We start from the raw sequence: 18,141 nt of genomic DNA, 5'->3' as shown, positions 1-18,141 counted from the left end.
CCATGCCTGAGTCCTTCCCCGTGCCTGAATCGTCTCCGGTGACCGTCGCGATCGACGGTCCCGCCGGCAGCGGCAAGTCGAGCGTCTCGAAGCAGGCCGCGCGTGTTCTCGGCTACGGCTTCCTCGACACCGGCGCCGCCTACCGCGCGCTCGCGTGGCGCGTGCTCGAGCGCGGCGACGACACCGCCGACGCGCAGGCCGTCGTGCGCGCCCTCGACGACTTCGACTACGCGATCTCGCTCGACCCCGACGACCACTGGGTCCGCGTGGGCGACGTCTTCGTCACCGACGACATCCGCGAGCCGCGCGTCTCGGCGGCCGTCAGCGGCGTCGCCCGCGTGCCCGAGGTGCGCGAGCGCGTGAACGTGCTGTTCCGCGCGCTCGTGGCGGCATCCGGTTCGGCCGGGGTCATCGTCGAGGGACGCGACATCACCACCGTGGTCTTCCCCGATGCGCCCGTGCGCATCCTGCTGACCGCCAGCCCCGAGGTGCGCGCCGCGCGCCGCAGCGCCGAGCTCACGGGAGAGGATGCCGCGGCTGTCGCCGAGGCGCTCCACCGACGTGACGCGTCGGACTCGCAGGTCGTCGACTTCCTCACCGCCGCGCCCGGCGTCGTGGTGGTCGACTCGACCGATTTGGACTTCGATCGGACCGTGGACGCCGTCATCGACGTCGTGCGCACCGCGACAGGAGAGAACTGATGGCTACCACCGACGACGAGTACGAGGGCGGTCCCGACCAGCTCGAGGAGAAGCTCGCGAACCTCGACGAGCACCTCGCCGACCAGCGGGCCGCTGCGCTGCGCGCGTCGCTCGCCGACTACGAGCTCGATGACGACGACACCGAGCTGCTCGCCGGGTTCACAGCGGGCGGCGAGGTCGTGGAGGTGCTGCCGGCGCTTCCGGTCGTCGCGATCGTGGGCCGCCCGAACGTCGGCAAGTCCGCGCTGGTGAACCGTATCCTGGGCCGTCGCGAAGCCGTCGTCGAGGACACCCCGGGTGTCACACGCGACCGGGTGAGCTACAAGGCCGAGTGGATGGACCGCCGTTTCACCCTCGTCGACACCGGGGGGTGGGAGCCCGACGCCCGCGGCATCGACCGCTCGGTGGCCGCGCAGGCCGAGGTCGCGATCGACCTCGCGGATGTCGTGCTGTTCGTCGTCGACGCGATGGTCGGGGCCACCGCCACCGACGAGGCCGTGGTGCGTCTGCTGCGCAAGACCGACAAGCCCGTCTTCCTCATCGCCAACAAGATCGACGACGCGCGCCAGGAGCCCGAGGCAGCCGCGCTGTGGAACCTGGGCCTGGGTGAGCCGCATCCGGTCTCGGCCATCCACGGGCGCGGCGTCGCGGATCTTCTGGACGAGATCATGAAGGTGCTTCCCGAGGTCTCGGCCGTCGCGAAGAACGAGCTGGGCGGCCCGCGTCGCGTCGCGATCCTGGGGCGCCCGAACGTCGGCAAGTCGTCGCTGCTGAACAAGGCGGCCGGTGAAGAGCGCGTGGTCGTGAACGACCTCGCGGGTACGACCCGCGACCCGGTCGACGAGGTCGTCGAGCTCGGCGGCAAGCTGTGGCGACTCGTCGACACGGCCGGCATCCGTCGCCGGGTGCATCTGCAGCAGGGCGCGGACTTCTACGCGTCGCTGCGCACCTCGGCGGCCCTCGAGAAGGCCGAGGTCGCCGTCGTCGTGCTCGACGTGACCGAGTCGATCAGCGTGCAGGACCTCAACATCATCGACCTCGTGCTCGAGTCCGGCCGCGCGCTCGTGCTCGCGTTCAACAAGTGGGACCGCCTCAACGACGCCGACATGGACAACGCCGATCGTCGCCGCTACCTCGAGCGCGAGATCGAGCAGGACCTCGCGCACGTCACGTGGGCGCCGCGGGTGAACCTCTCGGCCCGCACCGGTCGTCACCTCGACAAGCTGGTGCCGGCCCTCGAGACAGCGTTGCAGTCGTGGGATCAGCGCATCCCGACCGGCAAGTTCAACGCCTTCCTCGCCGAGCTCGTCGCGGAGCACCCGCACCCGCTGCGCGGCGGCAAGCAGCCCCGCATCCTGTTCGGCACCCAGGCGTCGACGCGTCCGCCGACATTCGTGCTGTTCACGACCGGTTTCCTCGACCCGGGCTACCGCCGGTTCATCCAGCGACGGCTGCGCGAGATCTTCGGCTTCGAGGGCACGCCGATCGTGACGAACATGCGGGTGCGCGAGAAGCGCCAGCGCTGACCGTCTGACTGCCGTTCACCTGGCAGTTCATGCCCCTAGGCGCGAGTTTCGGGGGCGCGAACCGCCAGGTGAGGCGCTCGGCGGTGCTGCGGGGAGCGGGCTCAGCGCTTGGCGGGCGACGCACGGCGGACCATCGCGGTCTCGTCGGGCGTCTCGAAACCGAACTCGGCGTAGAGGGTGTGCGCGTCGCGCGTGAAGAGCGTCCAGCGGAAGTCGTGGCCGGGGCCTTCATCGATCATGCGCCGGAGGATCCGGTGCGCGACGCCGGCGCCCTGGTGCTCGGCGACGACGAATACGTCGGCGAGGTAGGCGAAGCTCGCGCCGTCCGAAACGGCACGGGCGAAGCCGATCTGTTCGCCGGTGTCGGCGCGGTAGGCCCCGACGAGACGCCAGGCCGTATCGAGCTGTGCCTCGATCACGGCGCGTTCGCGCCAGCGGCCCCAATAGGCCTCGGACGAGAGCCAGCGCCAGACGACGTCGCGCTGGATGCGGGCGGGGGAATCATCGATCTCGTACTCCACGTCCCCATTGTGCGTCGCAGCGGCGGGGAGACCCCGCTGGTAACACGATGCCAATCACGAGCCCGCGGACCCCGGCTGTGTCAGGCTGTGAGGATGACCGACGATCCCGCCGACGCCCCGCGCCCGCCACATGGCCCGCGCGATCCCGGCGACGCCTGGGTCGTCGCGCCGTCGGGGGAGCGGTACTGGGGGCGCTTCGGTGCCGCGGGTCTGCTGGCCGTCGACCCGGAGCGCGGCGTGCTGCTGCAGCACCGGGTGTCGTGGAGCCACTTCGGCGACACCTGGGGTCTTCCCGGCGGTGCGCGTCACGCGGGGGAGTCCGCGCGCGAGGGAGCGCTGCGCGAGTCGGCCGAAGAGGCCGGCGTTCCCGCGGATGCCGTCGCGCCGCGGTTCCTGTCGGTGCTCGATGTCGGCGTGTGGACCTACGGCACCCTCGTGGCCGACGTCACGACGCCCTTCCACCCGGTCATCAGCGATCCCGAGAGCCGCGAGCTCGCGTGGGTTCCTCTCGACGAGGTCGAGTCGTTCCCGCTGCATCCCGGGTTCGCGGCATCCTGGCCGCGGCTGCGCAGCCTGCTCTCGGTGCGTCCGACCGTCATCGTGGACGTCGCGAACGTGGTCGGTTCGGTCCCCGACGGCTGGTGGCGCGACCGCGCCGGAGCCGCCGATCGGCTGCTCGCCCGGGTGGCCGCGCTGGCCGAGCGGGGGACGGATGCCGTGGGCCTGGAGCTTCCCGAGGACATCTGGTTCCCGCGCGTGGTGGCAGTCGTCGAAGGGCAGGCCCGCGACGTCGCCGCCCCCGCCGGGGTCGAGCTCACTCGCGCCCCGGCCTCCGGCGACGATGCGATCGCCCAGGCGACCACCGCCGCCCTGGCCGCGGGGGAGCGGGTCAGCGTCGTGACGTCGGACCGCGAGCTGCGCGCTCGCGTCGAGGCGGTGGGGGCCCGGGCGGTCTCGACGTCGTGGCTCCGCGACCGCCTGTGACCGGCCCCGCCGCTCGGCGCTGGGGTGCGGCCGCGCTGGCTGTCGCGGTCGTCACGGCGGGACTCGTCGTCCACGGCATCCTGCCCGACACCGCGGCGACCGACATCGCCGGTGACGCGCTGTATGCCGTGTTGATCTACGTCCTCGTCGTCGCTGTCGCACCCCGTGCCGCAACCGTCGTCGTCGCGGCGGTCGCCGGCGTCTGGTGCATCGCGGTCGAGCTGCTGCAGCTGAGCGATCTGCCCGCGCGGGCGGCCGCCGTCTTCCCGCCGGCGGTCCTGGTGCTCGGAACGGTCTTCGATGCGCGCGACCTGCTCGTGTACGTCGTGACCATCGTCATCGCCGGGGTGCTGGATGCTGTGTGGCGCCGCCGGCGAGCACCGTCGTCGCCCCCGCGATGATCAGGTCGAGCGCCGCGGTGAAGCCGTCGTCGTCGCCGTCGTCGCCGTCGGCGATGCGCTCGGGTGAGGCAGCGGCGCCGCCGGAGGCCGCGCCCCACGCGTCGGCGCTGCGGCGCTGCTGCTGGTGGAAGGTGAAGCCGACGACGAAATGCGTGATGGCGTCGCCGATCGTGTCGGCGAGAGCGGCCGGCTCACCGCGCTCGAGCGCGACGGCGCGGAGCCGTGCGCGCGCGGGCGGCTCGACGAGCCCGAGCGCGAGCGAGCTGGAGACGACCTCGGCGCCGTCGCGGTAGGCGAGCAGGCTGTCGTGCAGACGCACGGCGACGTCTCGCGCGGCGACGTCGAGGGTCGCGCCGTCGGCGTGATCTGCGCTCACCGGACCGAGGATGCGTGCGCTCACGGCCGCGAGCAGCTGCTGCTTGTTCTCGACGTGCCAGTACAGCGCGCTCGGCTGCACGCCGAGATGATCGGCGAGACGCCGCATCGACAGGTCGGGCAGCCCGACGCGGTCGAGCAGGTCGAGAGCGGCGTCGACGACGTCGTCCCGCGAGCGTCGCGTCGCTCGGCCCCCTCGGTTTGAGTCGTCGGCGATCATGGGGCTACTCTACCTGAACACCGTTCACGTGAACGGTGTTCAGGAGGAATCATGACCCCGTCGATCCCTGCGTCGCGTGCCGCGCTCGATGCGACCGACCTCGCCCGTGCCGCCGTGTTCGCGGCGCTGATCGCCGTGCTCGGGCTGCCCGGGTCGTTCCCGCTGTTCGGGGGTGTGCCGATCACGGCGCAGACCCTCGGCGTGATGCTCGCGGGTGCCGTGCTCGGGCCTGTCGTCGGGGCGGCCTCGGTCGGCACGTTCCTCGCTCTCGTCGCCGTCGGACTGCCGCTCCTCGCGGGCGGCCGCGGCGGGATCGCGGTCTTCGCCGGTCCGACGGCGGGCTACCTCGTCGGCTGGCTCGTCGGCGCCGTGGTGGTCGGGCTCATCGTCCACGCCGGCGGCCGGCGTCCCGTGTGGTGGCGCACCGCGGCCGGGCTCCTCGTGGGCGGTGTGCTGGTCGTGTACGCGTGCGGCATCCCGGTCCAGAGCCTCGTGCTGCGTCTGCCGGTCGAGCAGGCCGCGCTGGCGAATCTCGCCTTCGTGCCGGGCGACATCGTCAAGGTCGTCGTCGCGACGCTTGTGGTCGGGGCCCTCGTGCGCGGCTACCCCCGCGCCTTCCGGCGCACGTGGGCGCCGCGTGGCAGTGCCCGGGTCGAGACCGATGCGCCGAGCGTGAGCTCCGCCTCGGCATGACGGGTAGCATCCGGCTCGAGGCCGCGTCCGTACGACTCGGCGATGTGCAGGTGCTGGAGCCCCTCACGCTCGACCTCGACGCTCGCACGATCGCGGTGGTCGGCGACAACGGATCGGGCAAGTCGACGTTCGCGCGGCTCATCGGCGGCCTCGTGCGACCGACGTCGGGGGAGGTTCGGGTGCTCGGCTGCGACCCGGTACGGGATGCTGTCGAGCTGCGGCGCCGTGTCGCGATCGTCTTCAGCAACCCGGACGCGCAGATCGTCATGCCCACGGTCGCCGAGGACGTCGCCTTCTCGCTTCGCGGCGATCGCGCCTCCCGCGCCGACCGTGCTGCGCGGGTCGACCGGGCGCTCGCACGGTTCGGCCTCACCGGCCTTCGCGACCACCCCGCGCACGAGCTGTCGGGCGGGCAGAAGCAGCTGCTCGCGCTGTGCGGAGCGTTCGTGCGCGAGCCCGAGCTCGTCGTCGCGGATGAGCCGACCGCGTTCCTCGACGGGCGGAACGCCGCCCTCATCGCGGGGCATCTCTTCGACGACGCCGGCCACCGGCTGCTGCTCGTGACCCACGACCTCGACCTCGCGCGACGGTGCGAGATCGGCGTGCACGTCGCAATGGGACGTGTCGTCGCCGTGGGAGACGCGGCCTCGGTCGTCGACGCGTACGCGAGGACGTGGCGATGACGTCGACCGGCCCGGCCGCGACGCGATGCTGACGCTCTACCGGCCGAGCGCGCGCGGCTGGCACCGGCTCCCGACGGGGCCGAAGACCGTGCTCATCCTCGGCCTGGTGATGACGGTGTCGTTGCTTCCCGCAGCGCCGGCGACCGCGATGGCCGCCGCGGGCCTGTGCCTGGCCTGCTACGCCGTTCCCGGAACAGGCTGGCGCGAGCTGGTCCGACAGATCTGGGCGTTGCGCTGGCTCGCGATCGTCGCGCTCGCCGGTCAGCTCATCTTCCTCGGGATCGAGCCGGCCGTCATCGGGACCGTGCGCATCCTGGCCGCGATCCTGCTCGCCGCGCTGCTGGCGCTGACGACCCCCGTCGTCGCGCTGCTCGACCTCTTCGAGCGTGCCCTCGGTCCTACTCGGGTGATCGGCGCCGACCCCGAGCGCATCTCCCTCCTCCTCGTCGTCGCGCTCGGATCCGTTCCGCACCTCGCCCGGATCGCCCGCGACGTGAGCGAGGCGCACCGTGCCCGGGGCGCGAGAGGCGGCATCCGCTCCTCCGCGCTGGCGTTCATCGTGCTCGCGCTGAAGCACGCCGACGAGCTCGGCGACGCCCTCACCGCGCGGGGTGTGCGCTGAGGCCCGCCGTGATGGCGCCGCCACGCCTCATCTCACCTCGACCCGTTCGAACCTCTCCCGCGGTAGGCGGTCGAGCCGCAGCGGCGGCGATGCCGGTTCGCCGCAGCGACTGCCCGTCGCGCGGAACCGCTGGATCGCCCACCGCCGCACACCGCGGTCGGCCAGCAGCTCGCCGAGATCACCGAGTCGGGTGTCGTCGATGAGGTCGGGGTGCACCGTCGTGCGGACCTCGACGTCGAGCGGATGCCGCGAGGCGGCGCGCTCGCGCTGGGCGGCGAGCACGAGGTCGAGCGAGCGCAGCGCAGCGCGTCCGCTCGGACCCCGGCCCGTCACCCGGGCGTAGTCGTCGGCTCCCGCTTTCACATCGAGGCCGATCCACGACAGCGCCGGCAGCACGGCATCGAGCATGTGCGGGTAGGCGCCGCCCGTGTGCAGCCCGACGTCGAACCCGAGCTCGCGGGTCCGTGCGACCGCGTCGGGGAGGGCCCGTTGCATCGTCGGCTCACCGCCCGAGAAGACCACCCCGTCGAGCAGACCGCGGCGCTCGCCGAGGAAGGCGGCGACCGCCTCCCACGGCATGCTGCCGCGCTCGCGCGGGTCGATCAGATCGGGATTGTGGCAGTAGCGGCAGTCCCACGGGCATCCCTGGAGGAACACGGTCGCCACCAGGCGGCCGGGCCAATCGACCGTCGAGAACCGCGAGAGCCCTGCGATGCGCAGCTCGGCTGCGCTGCGGCCCGCAACGACGGCCACGTCACCCGACCAGCGCGGCGCGGTCGTACGAGAACGAAACCCGCTCGGCCGCCTCGCCGCGCTTGCCGATGTTGAACGACGAGACCGGGCGGAAGTAGCCCATCACCCGCGTCCACACCTCGCATTCGGCGAGGCACTGCGGACATGACGCGTGGTCGCCGGACAGGTACCCGTGCTGCGGGCAGATCGAGAACGTCGGCGTGATCGTGATGTACGGGATGCGGAACCGCTCGAGCGAACGGCGCACGAGAGCCTTGCACGCCTCGGCCGTCGGGGCGGCCTCGCCCATGTACAGGTGCAGCACGGTGCCGCCGGTGTACTTCTGCTGCAGACCCTCCTGCAGCTCCATCGCGAGGAACGGATCGTCGGTGAAGGCCACCGGCAGCTGCGACGAGTTCGTGTAGTACGGGTTGTCCGCCGTGCCGGCGTGACGGATGCCCGCGAAACGCGCGATGTCGGCCCGGGCGAAGCGGTAGGTCGCCGACTCGGCCGGTGTTGCCTCGAGATTGTAGAGGTGCCCCGTCTGCTCCTGGAACTCCACCATGCGCGCGCGCACGTGGTCGAGCAGCTCTGCGGCGAACCGCATCCCCTCCTCGGTGGTGATGTCGTGCCCGTCGTCGGTGAAGTTGCGCACCGCCTCGTTGAGACCGTTGACCCCGATCGTGGAGAAGTGGTTCGCGAGGGTGCCGAGGTACCGCCTGCTGTAGGGGTAGAGGCCGGCGTCGAGGTGGCGCCCGATGACGGCGCGCTTGGCCTCGAGGCTGTCACGGGCGATCTCGAGCAGTCGGTCGAGCTGCGCGTACAGGCCGGCCCGGTCGCCGGCGTGCACGAACCCGAGCCGGGCGCAGTTGACGGTGACGACGCCGATGGAACCGGTCTGCTCGGCCGAGCCGAACAGACCGTTGCCGCGCTTGAGGAGTTCTGTGAGGTCGAGCTGCAGGCGGCAGCACATCGACCGGATCATTCCGGGGTCGAGGTCGGAGTTCACGAAGTTCTGGAAGTAGGGCAGGCCGTACTTCGCCGTCATCCCGAACAGCGCGTCGACCTCCGGCGCATCCCAGTCGAAGTCCTTCGTGATGTTGTACGTCGGGATGGGAAAGGTGAACGCCCGGCCGTCGGCGTCGCCCTCCGTCATGACCGACAGGAAGGCGCGGTTGATCATCGCCATCTCGGGCGCCAGATCGCCGTACGTGAAGTCGGCGAGGCGACCGGCCACGAGCGGGCGCTCGTCGGCGAGGTCGTCGGGGCAGGTCCAGTCGAAGGTGAGGTTGGTGAACGGGGTCTGGGTACCCCACCGTGACGGCACGTTGAGGTTGAACACGAGCTCCTGGATGCCCTGGCGCACCGCTGGTTCGTCGAGCCCGTCGAGCCGCACGAAGGGCGCGAGGTAGGTGTCGAACGAGCTGAACGCCTGGGCACCCGCCCACTCGTTCTGGAGGGTGCCCAGGAAGTTGACGATCTGACCGAGGGCGCTCGAGAAGTGCTTCGGCGGAGCCGACGAGATCGCGCCGGGCACGCCGTTGAACCCCTGCTCGAGGAGCTGTCGCAGCGACCACCCGGCGCAGTAGCCGGCGAAGACATCGAGATCGTGGATGTGGATGTCGCCGTCGCGGTGCGCGGCGCCCGCCTCCGGAGCGTAGACCTCGTCGAGCCAGTAGTTGGCGATGAGCTTGCCGGAGGCGTTGAGGATGAGCCCGCCCAGGCTGTAGCCCTGATTCGCGTTCGCGTTGACGCGCCAGTCGTGCTTCTGCAGATACTCGTCGACGGTCGTCCGGACGACGATGGAGCGCGTGGTCATGTGAGTCCCTTCACGAGATTCCCCAGATATGGGGGTCGGATCTCGATTCAGCCACTACATGATGTGCCGCGGGCGCGTGGCGCGCCGGGACAAATACGCGTCAGGGCCCGCGCGTCAACGGCGGAGGATGTCGCGAACATCGGACTCATCGTGCGCGTCGGTCCGACGTTTGCGACATCCTCCGAAGCTGGCGACTCGCCGCGGGGCGCGCGTCGTCAGCGGGCGAAGCGGAGCGTCACGATCTCGAACGGGCGCAGGGAGAGGGGGACGGCGTCGTCGACGAGGGCGGATGCCGTGGCCTCGCGCTCGAGCAGATCGGTCTGAACCACCGCGAGCGCGGCGAAACCGGGCCGTACGGCCGTGTCGACACGACGGCCGAGTGCCTCGTACAGCCGTACGACCACGTCGCCCGAACCGTCCTCGGCGAGCTTGACCGCCTCGACGACGACCCCCGGATCCGCCACCGTCACGATCGGCTCGATCACAGATGCGGTTCCCGTCACCACCCGCTCGGGCAGATTCAGCCGATAGCCCTCGACGACGGCATCCTCGACGTCCGCACCGACGACCATGCCGACCCGCAGCGTATATCTGCCCTGATCCTGGGTGGGATCGGGGAACAGTGCCGAGCGGATGAGCGACAGGCGGACGATCGAGATCGTGCCGCCGCCGGCCGAGCGCTCGGCCCGTGTGATGTCGTGTCCGTACGTGGAGTCGTTCACCACCGCGACACCGAAGCCGGGCTCACCCACGCGCACCCACCGCTGCGCGACGGTCTCGAAGCGGGCGGCATCCCACGACGTGTTCGTGTGGGTCTTCCGCTCGATGTGACCGAACTGCACCTCCGACGTCGCACTGTCGGTGTGCACGTCGACGGGGAACGCGAGCTTGAGCAGCTTCTGCGACTCGTGCCAGTCGAGCTCGAACCCGAGCGACACGGTCCGTGACCCGGCCTCGAGCCCGATGCGCTCGGCGACCCGCGACGAGCCGAACGACCGGGTGACGACGAGCTCGTCGCCGTCGACCTCGAGAGCGTCGAGGTCGACGAGGTCGGTCACGGTGTTCCGGTAGTGCACGTCGACGTCCCAGGCATCCCACTGGGTCGGGGTGTCTCGGTGCAGCTGCAGCAGGGCGGATGCCGCGCCCGGCGGCACGCTGTCGCGGCCGCTCGCCACATCCACCGCCGAGACGATCAGGCCACGATCGTCGACCACCACGCGCACGATGCCGTTGTCGAGCACCCAGCCCTCGGGCGAGCGCTCGGGGCGCACGCGAGATGCCGGGGCCGCAGGTGCGGCACCCAGGGCCGCGACCGCGCCGCGGGCATGCGGCGCCGCGTTGACCCGGAGCTCGTGCGCGGCCTCTCCCGGCTCGGGCGCGCCCGCCAGAGCCGTCAACGCGTCGCCGATGATCTCCTCGAGCTCGCGAGCGACGGCGGCGTAGTTGCGCTCGGCGTCCTGGTACACCCACGCGATCGACGAGCCCGGCAGGATGTCGTGGAACTGCTGCAGCAGAACCGTCTCCCATACGCGGGCGAGCCTGTCGGCGGGATACGGCGCGCCGGTGCGCACGGTCGCGGTCGTCGCCCACAGCTCGGCCTCGCGCAGCAGATGCTCGCTGCGGCGGTTGCCCTGCTTCGTGGCGAGCTGGCTCGTGTAGGTGCCGCGGTGGAACTCCAGGTACAGCTCGCCCACCCAGACCTCCGGCTCGGGGTACTCGGCCTCGGCGGTCTCGAAGAACCGCCGGGGCGTCGAGTGAACGACGCGGGGTGAGCCCTCGAGCGAGGTGGTGCGGGAGATCGCCGCCGTCATCTCGCGGGTGGGTCCGCCGCCGCCGTCGCCGAAGCCGTACGGGAGCAGCGAGACGGTGCCGCGTCCCTTGTCGGCGTAGTTGCGTTCGGCGTGTGCCAGCTCGGCCGCCGAGACGACCGAGTTGTACGAGTCGACGGGCGGGAAGTGGGTGAACAGCCGCGTGCCGTCGATGCCCTCCCACCGGAACGTGTGGTGCGGCATCCGGTTCGTCTCGTTCCACGAGGTCTTCTGCGTGAGGAACCAGCGCGCGCCCGCCGCTTTCGCGATCTGCGGGAGGGCGCCGCTGTAGCCGAACGAGTCGGGAAGCCACACCTCGGGGGTGTCGATACCGAACTCGCGCTGGAAGAACCCCTTGCCGGCGATGAACTGCCGGGCCAGAGCCTCGGCGCCGGGCAGGTTCGTGTCGGATTCGACCCACATGCTGCCCACCGGCACGAACCGGCCCTCCGCGACGCGCGCGCGGATGCGCTCGAACAGGTCGGGGTAGAACTCCTTCACCCACGCGTACTGCTGCGCCGACGACGCGGCGAAGGCGAAGTCGGGGTCCTCGTCCATGAGCGAGAGGACGTTCGAGAACGTGCGCGCGACCTTTCGCACCGTCTCACGCACCGGCCACAGCCACGCCGAGTCGATGTGGGCGTGCCCCACGGCGTGCAGCGTATGCGCGCTCGCCGAGGCCGGAGCCGCGAGAACGGGAGCGAGCACGGCACGGCCCGCAGCCGCGGTGCTCGCGACGTCGTGCGGATCGACGACGTCGATCATCCGCTCCAAGGCGAGAAGGATGTCGGCACGGCGGGCCGACGCCGGGTCGAGCTGCGCCGCGAGTCCCCGAAGCGCCGAGGTGTCGGCCAGCAGAGCCGTGACCTCGAGGTCGCGCAGTCGCACGTCGACCGTTCGCAGCACGTAGACGGGGTCCTCTCCGGCCGTCGCCCGGTCGCCGACCGGCGTGGGCGCGAAGGTGAAGATGCTCCCGACGTCGGGGTTGGAGGCGCCCTCCACGAAGACGTCGATCGCTCCGCCCGGCGAGACCGCCTCGGCCGCCGCGTTGTTGAACGGGGCGATACCGCGCAGCGGCCGGCCGTCGACCGACCACACCATCGCCTCGCACTGGAAGCCCGCCTGTCCGGTCGTGAAGCCGAGGTCGACGACGAGCTCGGCCCGCGTCCCCGGGATCGGCCGGCCGTCGTCGAACCAGTCGGCCGGCGCGTCGCCCGTGACGCGGAACCAGGTCGTCCCCCACGGGCGTCCCCAAGGCTGGCCGACGTCGATCGGGCGGTACTCGCCCGCGCGTGCCTCCTCGAAGGCCACCGGTTCGCCCGGCGCGTCCCAGGCGGTGACCGAGAGCGGATGCGAGGCGCGGTGGATCGCCGGAGCGAGACGCTCGCGCATGAAGCGGTCGATGCGCAGCAGCGCGAGGGCGGAGCGGTCGTGCATGAGGGGCCTTTCGAGGGAGGAGCGGGTCAGCCCTTGACGGAGCCGGCGAGCGCGAACGCCCCGCCGGAGAAGCGCTGGACGAGGACGTACAGCACCACCATCGGTGCGGCGTAGAGCACCGAGTAGGCGGCGAGCTGGCCGTAGGCGATCGAGCCGTACTGCCCGAAGAAGTTGAAGATCGACACCGCGGCCGGGAACTTCGACGAGGTGAACAGCAGGACGAAGGGGACGAAGAAGTTTCCCCACGCGGTCGTGAAGACGAAGATGAACACGACGCCGATGCCCGAGCGCATGAGCGGGATGACGATGCGAGCGAGGGCCTGCTTCGATCCGGCGCCGTCGACCCAGGCGGCCTCCTCGAGCGAGATCGGCACGGAGTCCATGAAGTTCTTCAGCATCCAGATCGCCATCGGCAGGGATGTCGCGGCCATGAAGACGATGACGCCCCAGACCGAGTCGAGGAGGCCGAACGAGACGAACAGCGCGTAGACGGGCACCATCATGGCGGTGATCGGCAGTCCGGTACCGAAGAGGATCGCGTACATGAAGGTCTTCTGGAACCGCATCGCGTAGCGCGAGAGCGGGTAGGCCGCCAGCACGCCGACGACGACGGTGATGACGGCGGTTCCGAGCGAGACGAGGATGGAGTTCAGCAGGGGCTGGAACGTGAGCTCCCACGTCATCACCTGCGTGTAGTTCTCGAGCGTCCAGGTGTCGGGCACCTTCATCGTGACCTTCGCGTCGCCGTCGAACGAGGCGAACACGATCCACAGCAGCGGAACGAGGAAGAGCACGCCGATCGCGGCGAGGATGACCGACGACAGCACGGTCTGGGCCCGCTTCCGCGGCGCCGAGACGGAGGTGGCGATGGTGGCCATGTCAGTCGACCTCCGGTTTGAGGATGCGAATGTAGACGGCGGAGAAGACCGCGCCGATCAGGAGCGTCACGACCGCGATGGCGGTGCCGTAGCCCACCTGGGCGAACTTGAACGCCTCTTGGAACGCGAGTACCGGCAACGTCGACGACTGCGTTCCCGGGCCGCCCCCGGTCATGACCCAGATGAGCGTGAAGACGCCGAGGGTCTGCAGCGTCGTCAGCAGCAGGTTGGTCGAGATCGAGCGGCGGATGACGGGGAGGGTGACGCGGATGAACCGCTGCCAAGCTCCCGCGCCGTCGATCGTCGCCGCTTCGATCAGCTCCGGCGGCACCTCGGACAGCGCGGCGTTGTAGACCATCATCGAGAAGGCGGTGCCCCGCCAGATGTTCGCGAGGATCACCGCGAGCATCGGGAAGTAGTACAGCCAGCTCGTGCCCTCGAGGCCGAACCAGCCGAGGAACGTGTTGAGCGTGCCGTCGGTCTGGAAGAAGGCGTACAGGGCGAAGGCTGCGACGATCTCGGGCAGCACCCAGGCGAGCACCACGAGACCGCCGACGATCGAGCGCAGGGGCTTCACCGAGCTGCGGATGAGGACGGCGAGCAGCATCCCGAGGACGTTCTGGCCGATCACGGCGGACGCGAGCACGAACACGACCGTGAGCCCGAGAGAGAGCCAGAACTCTCCCGAGGCGAAGAGGGCCGTGTAGTTGTCGAGCCCGATGAACTGCGGGTTCGCGGCGCGCGGGCCGGTCATCGCGCGGTCGGTCAGCGAGCCGTACAGCGCATAGACGATCGGCCCGAGCATGAACGCCAGCAGCAGGAGCACCGCGGGCAGGAGAGGGAGCAGTCGTGCGGCGGCACGGCCGGCCGACCGGCCGGACCGGGAGGTGATGTCCCGGCCCGGACGGTGCCGCCCGCCGGTGGTGACGGTGGCGGTCGCGGTCATCGCTGGATCAGCCCGCCTGCGTGTTCTCCTCGCCGACGATGCCGACGAGAGCGGAGTCGTACGCGGCCTGCGCATCCTGCGGGGTCGCCTGACCGGTGAAGATCGACTCGGTCGCGCGTGGGATGTTCGCCGAGATCTGCGAGTAGTCGGGCGTCGCCGGCCGGAAGTGGGTGTACGGCACCAGCGACGAGAAGAACTCGAACGACGGGTTGTAGTCGAGGTACTCCTGACTGGCGGCGACATCCTTGCGCACCGCGATCTGCCCGGCCTCCTGGTGGTACATCAGCGCGTTCTCGAACGTCAGCGCCTGCGCGATGAAGTCGAACGCGGCCTGCGGGTTCTTCGCGTTGGACCCCATCGCGAGCGTCCAGCCCCCGGACATCGAGGTGAAGCCGTCACCGCCGCCGTCCTGCGTCGGCATCGCGGCGAAGCCCATCGTCTGCTCCCACTCCGGCCAGGCGTTCTCGCCGTCGATCCAGTTGCTCGGCAGCCACGAGCCGTCGAGGGCGATCGCGATGCCGCCCTGGGGGAGGAGCTCGGTGCTGACCTTGGTTCCCCAGCCGGCGTCGAGCGCCTGAGCGGGGTCGGGGCCGAGCTTCTCGTCGGCGACGGTCTGGTAGAACTCGAGTGCGTCGAGGAACCCGGCCGACCCCGTGACCCACTTGTTCGTGTCGGTGTCGAGCAGTTCGTCCTCCGTGCCGTAGAGCAGCATCTCGAAGCCCTGCATCGAGGTGGCCTCGCCCAGCGCCTGCGAGGCGTAGATGTTGAACGGGATGACGTCGGGGTTGCTCTCCTTGATGGTGCGAGCGGCCTCGAGCACGTCGTCCCAGCTCTCCGGCGCCCAGTCCTCGGGCAGGCCCGCAGCGGCGAAGAGCTGCTTGTTGAAGTAGAGCCCGCGGGTGTCGGTGCCGAGTGAGACGCCGTAGGTCTTGCCGTCGTCACCGAGGCCGGCCTGCTTGGCGCCGTCGTCGTACTGCTCCCACTGGTCCCAGTCGGCGAGGTAGTCGTCGATGGGCTGCAAGTACCCGGCGGCGGCATCCGACCGGATCTGGAAGGTGTCCTCGTAGATGACATCGGGGGCGGTCCCCGCCGACCCGTTCATCAGGGCGAGCTTGGTGAAGTACTGGTCCTGCTCGGCCTCGATCGGCACGAGCTCGACGGTCATCCCCTCGTTCGCGGCCTCGTACTCCTCTTTCGCCTTCTTCATCAGCTCGTCCATCGCCGTGAACGAGGTGGTCTTCTGGTAGGCGACCCGGATCGTGTCGGACGACGCCTCGCCGCCCCCGCCACCGCTGCCACAGCCCGTGAGAGCGAGTGAGAACGCGGCGATTCCGACGACTGCCGCGGTCGTGGTGGATCTCTTCATGGTCGAAGCTCCTTTGCTTTGACGAGGGCGCTGGTGCGCGCGCACGTCTTTTCTAAACCAAATGGAATAAAAGGACAAGGCTTCGCCGGACCTTTCTCGCCGAGATCAGTGCGCCGTGCCGGCGATCATGAGGTCGGTCGGGCGCGGCGTCATCGCGGCATCGAGCACCAGGCACGCGGCGCCGACAGCGGCGGCGTCGGTGGCCAGGCCGCTCTCGAGCACCCGGATGCCGCGGACCGTCGCCGTCTCGGTGCTGGAGGCGACCGCCTCGACGAGGGCGGGACCCGCGGTCGCCGAGAGCAGCGTCCACAGCGGGCCGCCGACGACCACGACATCCGCGTCGAGCAGGTTGTTGATCTGCACGACGGCCCGCGCGAGGCTCGCCCCCGCGCGTCGTACAGCGGCCACGGCGCGGTCGTCCCCGCCCTGCGCGCGTGTGGCGAGATCGCGCACGTGCTCACGGAGGGCGGAGGCGGCCACCGGCTCTCCGCCGTCGATGACGCCGGCGTCGAGGAGCAGCCGCTCGGGTGCGATGGCGGCGCCGAGGCACCCGTGCTGACCGCATCCGCACGCCGGGCCGCCGGGTTCGACGACGAGGTGTGCGACGTCGCCGGCGTTGCCCGTGCGGCCCCGGATCGGCGTCCCGTCCACGGCGAGACCCGCCCCGACGCCGGCCCCGTAGTACACGAAGATCGAGTCCTGCAGCTCCTGGGCGGCATCCCGCCAGAGCTCGCCCACCATCGCCGCGACGACATCCTTCTCGACCGTCGTCGGCAGCCCCGTCGCCGCGTGCAGCAGCGACCCCAGGGCGAGGTCGTGCCAGACCGGGGGCAGGAGCGGGGGCTCGAACAGGATGCCCGCCTCCGCGTCGAGCGGGCCGGGCGCTGCGACGCCGATCCCGAGCACGGATGCGCGTGATCTGCCGCCCTCGGCGAGCAGGGACTCCACGGTGTCCACGAGGTCGCCGAGGATCTGCTCTCGTGTCGCATCGGGCCGCGGGGTGCGCTCGGTCTGTGCGACGACCTGGCCCAGCAGGTCGACGACCACGACCGTCTCGACGGCCGGATCGAGATGGATGCCGACGGCGCAACGCGCCGCGGGGTCGAGCTGAAGGGGCGTGCGGGGCTTGCCGGGACCCGAGACGACGGGAGTGCCCTCGCGCACCCACCCTTCCGCGACGAGACGGCGGGCGACGTTGCTGAGCGTCTGCGCGGAGAGTCCGGTGCGGGCGGCCAGCTCGATGCGGCTGATGCCGTCGGGGGAGCGCCGGATCAGGTCGAGCACGAGCGTCTGGTTGTACGTGCCGACGGCCGGCAGGTTCGAGCCGCGTCTCATGGTTCCTCCCGTCGAACCATACTGCGCAGGCGCATGACGAAGGCCCGCCCGGCGAACCGGACGGGCCTTCGAGGATCGCGGGGGAGCGTCAGTTGTTGCCGCGCAGGATCGCGATGATGCGGAGGATCTCGACGTACAGCCAGACGACGGTCACCATGATGCCGAACGCGCCGACCCAGCCGTACTGACGGGGCGCGCCGTTGCGGACGCCCCGCTGGATGTTGTCGAAGTCGAGCACGAGCGAGTACGCGGCCATGATGACCACGAGCACGCCGATGATGAGGCCGAGCGGGATACCGGCGACTGTCTGGCTGTGCAGGCCGAACATCATGCCGCTCGGGAACACGCCGAAGAGCATCAGGCCGACGTTCAGCAGCGAGAAGACGAGGTAGCCGAGCATCGCGATCATGAAGATCTTCGTGGCCTTGGCCGACGCGCGGACCTTGCCGCTGGCGAAGAGGGCGAGGGTCACGCCGACGACGGCGAGCGTCGCGAGGGTCGCCTGCATGACGATGCCCTGCCAGATGAACTCGAAGTAGGCGGAGATCCCCCCGACGAAGAGGCCCTCGAAGGCGGCGTAGCCGAAGATCAGGCCGGGGCGGACCTTCTTGCGCGAGGTGAAGGTGACGACCATCGCGAGGACGAACCCGCCGAGCGCACCGATGATCCAGGGCATCATCGTGGGGGCGGGGTTGTCGCGCGTCACCGGCGAGAGCGTCCAGACCCAGCCGACGACGGCCGCGGCCAGCAGGACGGCGAAGAGCCCGAGCGTCTTCACGACGGTGTCTTCGACCGTCATGCGGGAGGTCTCGCGGGCACCGGCGGCCGGTGCCGCGTACATGCCTTCGAGCTGCGCCTGGGAGGCGACGTCCACACCGGCGTGCTGCGCCGAAGCGGTCTGCATGCCGGGGGCGGCGGGCGGCGTCAGACCCGGCCGCTGCTCCTTGAACGCGGGATTGTCGAATGCGGGGTTATTGAGGGCCACTGCTCTCACACTCCAAGTCGAGGGTCGACACAGCTGGATGCCGTGTTCACCCAGCCTACGGGAACCGGTTCCCGCGGTGTACGTTCCCTGCTGTGAGCAGGCCATGAAG

The 18,141-nt window shown here is 70.6% G+C and carries 17 protein-coding genes; 7 read left to right on the top strand and 10 right to left on the bottom strand.

Features of this window, described 5'->3' with window-relative positions; genetic code table 11:
- Positions 1-2: 2 nt before the first annotated feature.
- Both cmk and der read left to right on the top strand, forming a co-directional pair.
- Positions 3-701 carry a (d)CMP kinase gene (cmk, locus tag MTS1_RS15825; protein WP_036305983.1) on the top strand — a complete coding sequence of 233 codons (699 nt, stop codon included), beginning with the start codon at positions 3-5 and terminating at the stop codon, positions 699-701.
- The gene (gene der / locus MTS1_RS15820) at positions 701-2,227 is read left to right on the top strand and encodes a ribosome biogenesis GTPase Der (RefSeq protein ID WP_023955770.1); all 1,527 of its coding nucleotides are present in this window, start codon (positions 701-703) and stop codon (positions 2,225-2,227) included. The genes cmk and der overlap by 1 nt, the downstream gene beginning before the upstream one ends.
- Positions 2,228-2,328: 101 nt before the next feature.
- On the opposite strand, the gene MTS1_RS15815 is transcribed toward der, so the two are convergent.
- Entirely contained in the window at positions 2,329-2,748 is a 420-nt protein-coding gene (locus tag MTS1_RS15815; RefSeq protein WP_023955768.1) for a GNAT family N-acetyltransferase, read from the bottom strand.
- A gap of 93 nt (positions 2,749-2,841) precedes the next feature.
- On the opposite strand from MTS1_RS15815, the gene MTS1_RS15810 reads away from it, so the two are divergent.
- Together MTS1_RS15810 and MTS1_RS15805 are read left to right on the top strand one after the other, a co-directional pair.
- Positions 2,842-3,732, top strand: coding sequence for an NUDIX domain-containing protein (locus MTS1_RS15810; protein ID WP_023955766.1), 891 nt, complete (start codon positions 2,842-2,844; stop codon positions 3,730-3,732).
- Positions 3,729-4,133: a DUF2809 domain-containing protein gene (locus MTS1_RS15805; RefSeq protein WP_023955764.1), complete on the top strand. Its 405-nt coding sequence runs from the start codon at positions 3,729-3,731 to the stop codon at positions 4,131-4,133. Before MTS1_RS15810 ends, MTS1_RS15805 begins: the two co-directional genes overlap by 4 nt.
- On the opposite strand, the gene MTS1_RS15800 is transcribed toward MTS1_RS15805, so the two are convergent.
- Positions 4,069-4,728 carry a TetR family transcriptional regulator gene (locus MTS1_RS15800; protein ID WP_023955762.1) on the bottom strand — a complete coding sequence of 220 codons (660 nt, stop codon included), beginning with the start codon at positions 4,726-4,728 and terminating at the stop codon, positions 4,069-4,071. The genes MTS1_RS15805 and MTS1_RS15800 overlap by 65 nt on opposite strands.
- A 51-nt stretch (positions 4,729-4,779) precedes the next feature.
- Here MTS1_RS15800 and MTS1_RS15795 point away from each other — a divergent pair, with 51 nt between their 5' ends.
- The 3 genes from MTS1_RS15795 to MTS1_RS15785 are packed head-to-tail and all read left to right on the top strand — an operon-like array spanning position 4,780 to position 6,726.
- Positions 4,780-5,421, top strand: a complete 642-nt coding sequence (locus MTS1_RS15795; RefSeq protein ID WP_023955760.1) for a biotin transporter BioY — start codon at positions 4,780-4,782, stop codon at positions 5,419-5,421.
- Positions 5,418-6,104, top strand: coding sequence for an energy-coupling factor ABC transporter ATP-binding protein (locus MTS1_RS15790; protein ID WP_023955758.1), 687 nt, complete (start codon positions 5,418-5,420; stop codon positions 6,102-6,104). The genes MTS1_RS15795 and MTS1_RS15790 overlap by 4 nt, the downstream gene beginning before the upstream one ends.
- A gap of 25 nt (positions 6,105-6,129) precedes the next feature.
- Complete coding sequence (locus MTS1_RS15785; RefSeq protein WP_023955756.1) at positions 6,130-6,726, top strand: CbiQ family ECF transporter T component; 597 nt, start codon at positions 6,130-6,132, stop codon at positions 6,724-6,726.
- A 27-nt stretch (positions 6,727-6,753) separates the two neighbouring features.
- Here the strand turns inward: MTS1_RS15785 and MTS1_RS15780 are convergent, their stop codons facing one another.
- The 8 genes from MTS1_RS15780 to MTS1_RS15745 all read right to left on the bottom strand — a co-directional run bounded on the left by MTS1_RS15780 (position 6,754) and on the right by MTS1_RS15745 (position 18,032).
- Positions 6,754-7,479 carry an anaerobic ribonucleoside-triphosphate reductase activating protein gene (locus MTS1_RS15780; RefSeq protein ID WP_023955754.1) on the bottom strand — a complete coding sequence of 242 codons (726 nt, stop codon included), beginning with the start codon at positions 7,477-7,479 and terminating at the stop codon, positions 6,754-6,756.
- 1 nt (position 7,480) lies between these two features.
- On the bottom strand, positions 7,481-9,277 hold the full coding sequence (locus MTS1_RS15775; protein WP_023955752.1) for a ribonucleoside triphosphate reductase: 1,797 nt from the start codon (positions 9,275-9,277) through the stop codon (positions 7,481-7,483).
- A 215-nt stretch (positions 9,278-9,492) separates the two neighbouring features.
- The gene (locus MTS1_RS15770) at positions 9,493-12,522 is read right to left on the bottom strand and encodes a glycoside hydrolase family 38 C-terminal domain-containing protein (protein ID WP_023955750.1); all 3,030 of its coding nucleotides are present in this window, start codon (positions 12,520-12,522) and stop codon (positions 9,493-9,495) included.
- A gap of 26 nt (positions 12,523-12,548) precedes the next feature.
- Entirely contained in the window at positions 12,549-13,400 is an 852-nt protein-coding gene (locus MTS1_RS15765; RefSeq protein ID WP_023955748.1) for a carbohydrate ABC transporter permease, read from the bottom strand.
- A 1-nt stretch (position 13,401) separates the two neighbouring features.
- Entirely contained in the window at positions 13,402-14,346 is a 945-nt protein-coding gene (locus MTS1_RS15760; protein WP_023955747.1) for a carbohydrate ABC transporter permease, read from the bottom strand.
- A gap of 7 nt (positions 14,347-14,353) precedes the next feature.
- On the bottom strand, positions 14,354-15,712 hold the full coding sequence (locus MTS1_RS15755) for an extracellular solute-binding protein (RefSeq protein ID WP_023955746.1): 1,359 nt from the start codon (positions 15,710-15,712) through the stop codon (positions 14,354-14,356).
- Positions 15,713-15,817: 105 nt separating this feature from the next.
- Complete coding sequence (locus MTS1_RS15750) at positions 15,818-17,047, bottom strand: ROK family transcriptional regulator (protein ID WP_023955745.1); 1,230 nt, start codon at positions 17,045-17,047, stop codon at positions 15,818-15,820.
- Between the two features lie 88 nt (positions 17,048-17,135).
- Positions 17,136-18,032, bottom strand: a complete 897-nt coding sequence (locus MTS1_RS15745; RefSeq protein WP_023955744.1) for a Bax inhibitor-1/YccA family protein — start codon at positions 18,030-18,032, stop codon at positions 17,136-17,138.
- Positions 18,033-18,141 lie beyond the last annotated feature (109 nt).

The organism is Microbacterium sp. TS-1 (assembly GCF_000509385.1).
GTDB classification, from domain to species: domain Bacteria; phylum Actinomycetota; class Actinomycetes; order Actinomycetales; family Microbacteriaceae; genus Microbacterium; species Microbacterium arborescens.
Note: the sequence above shows the minus strand (reverse complement) of the source record. Positions and strands in the feature narration are given on the sequence as shown.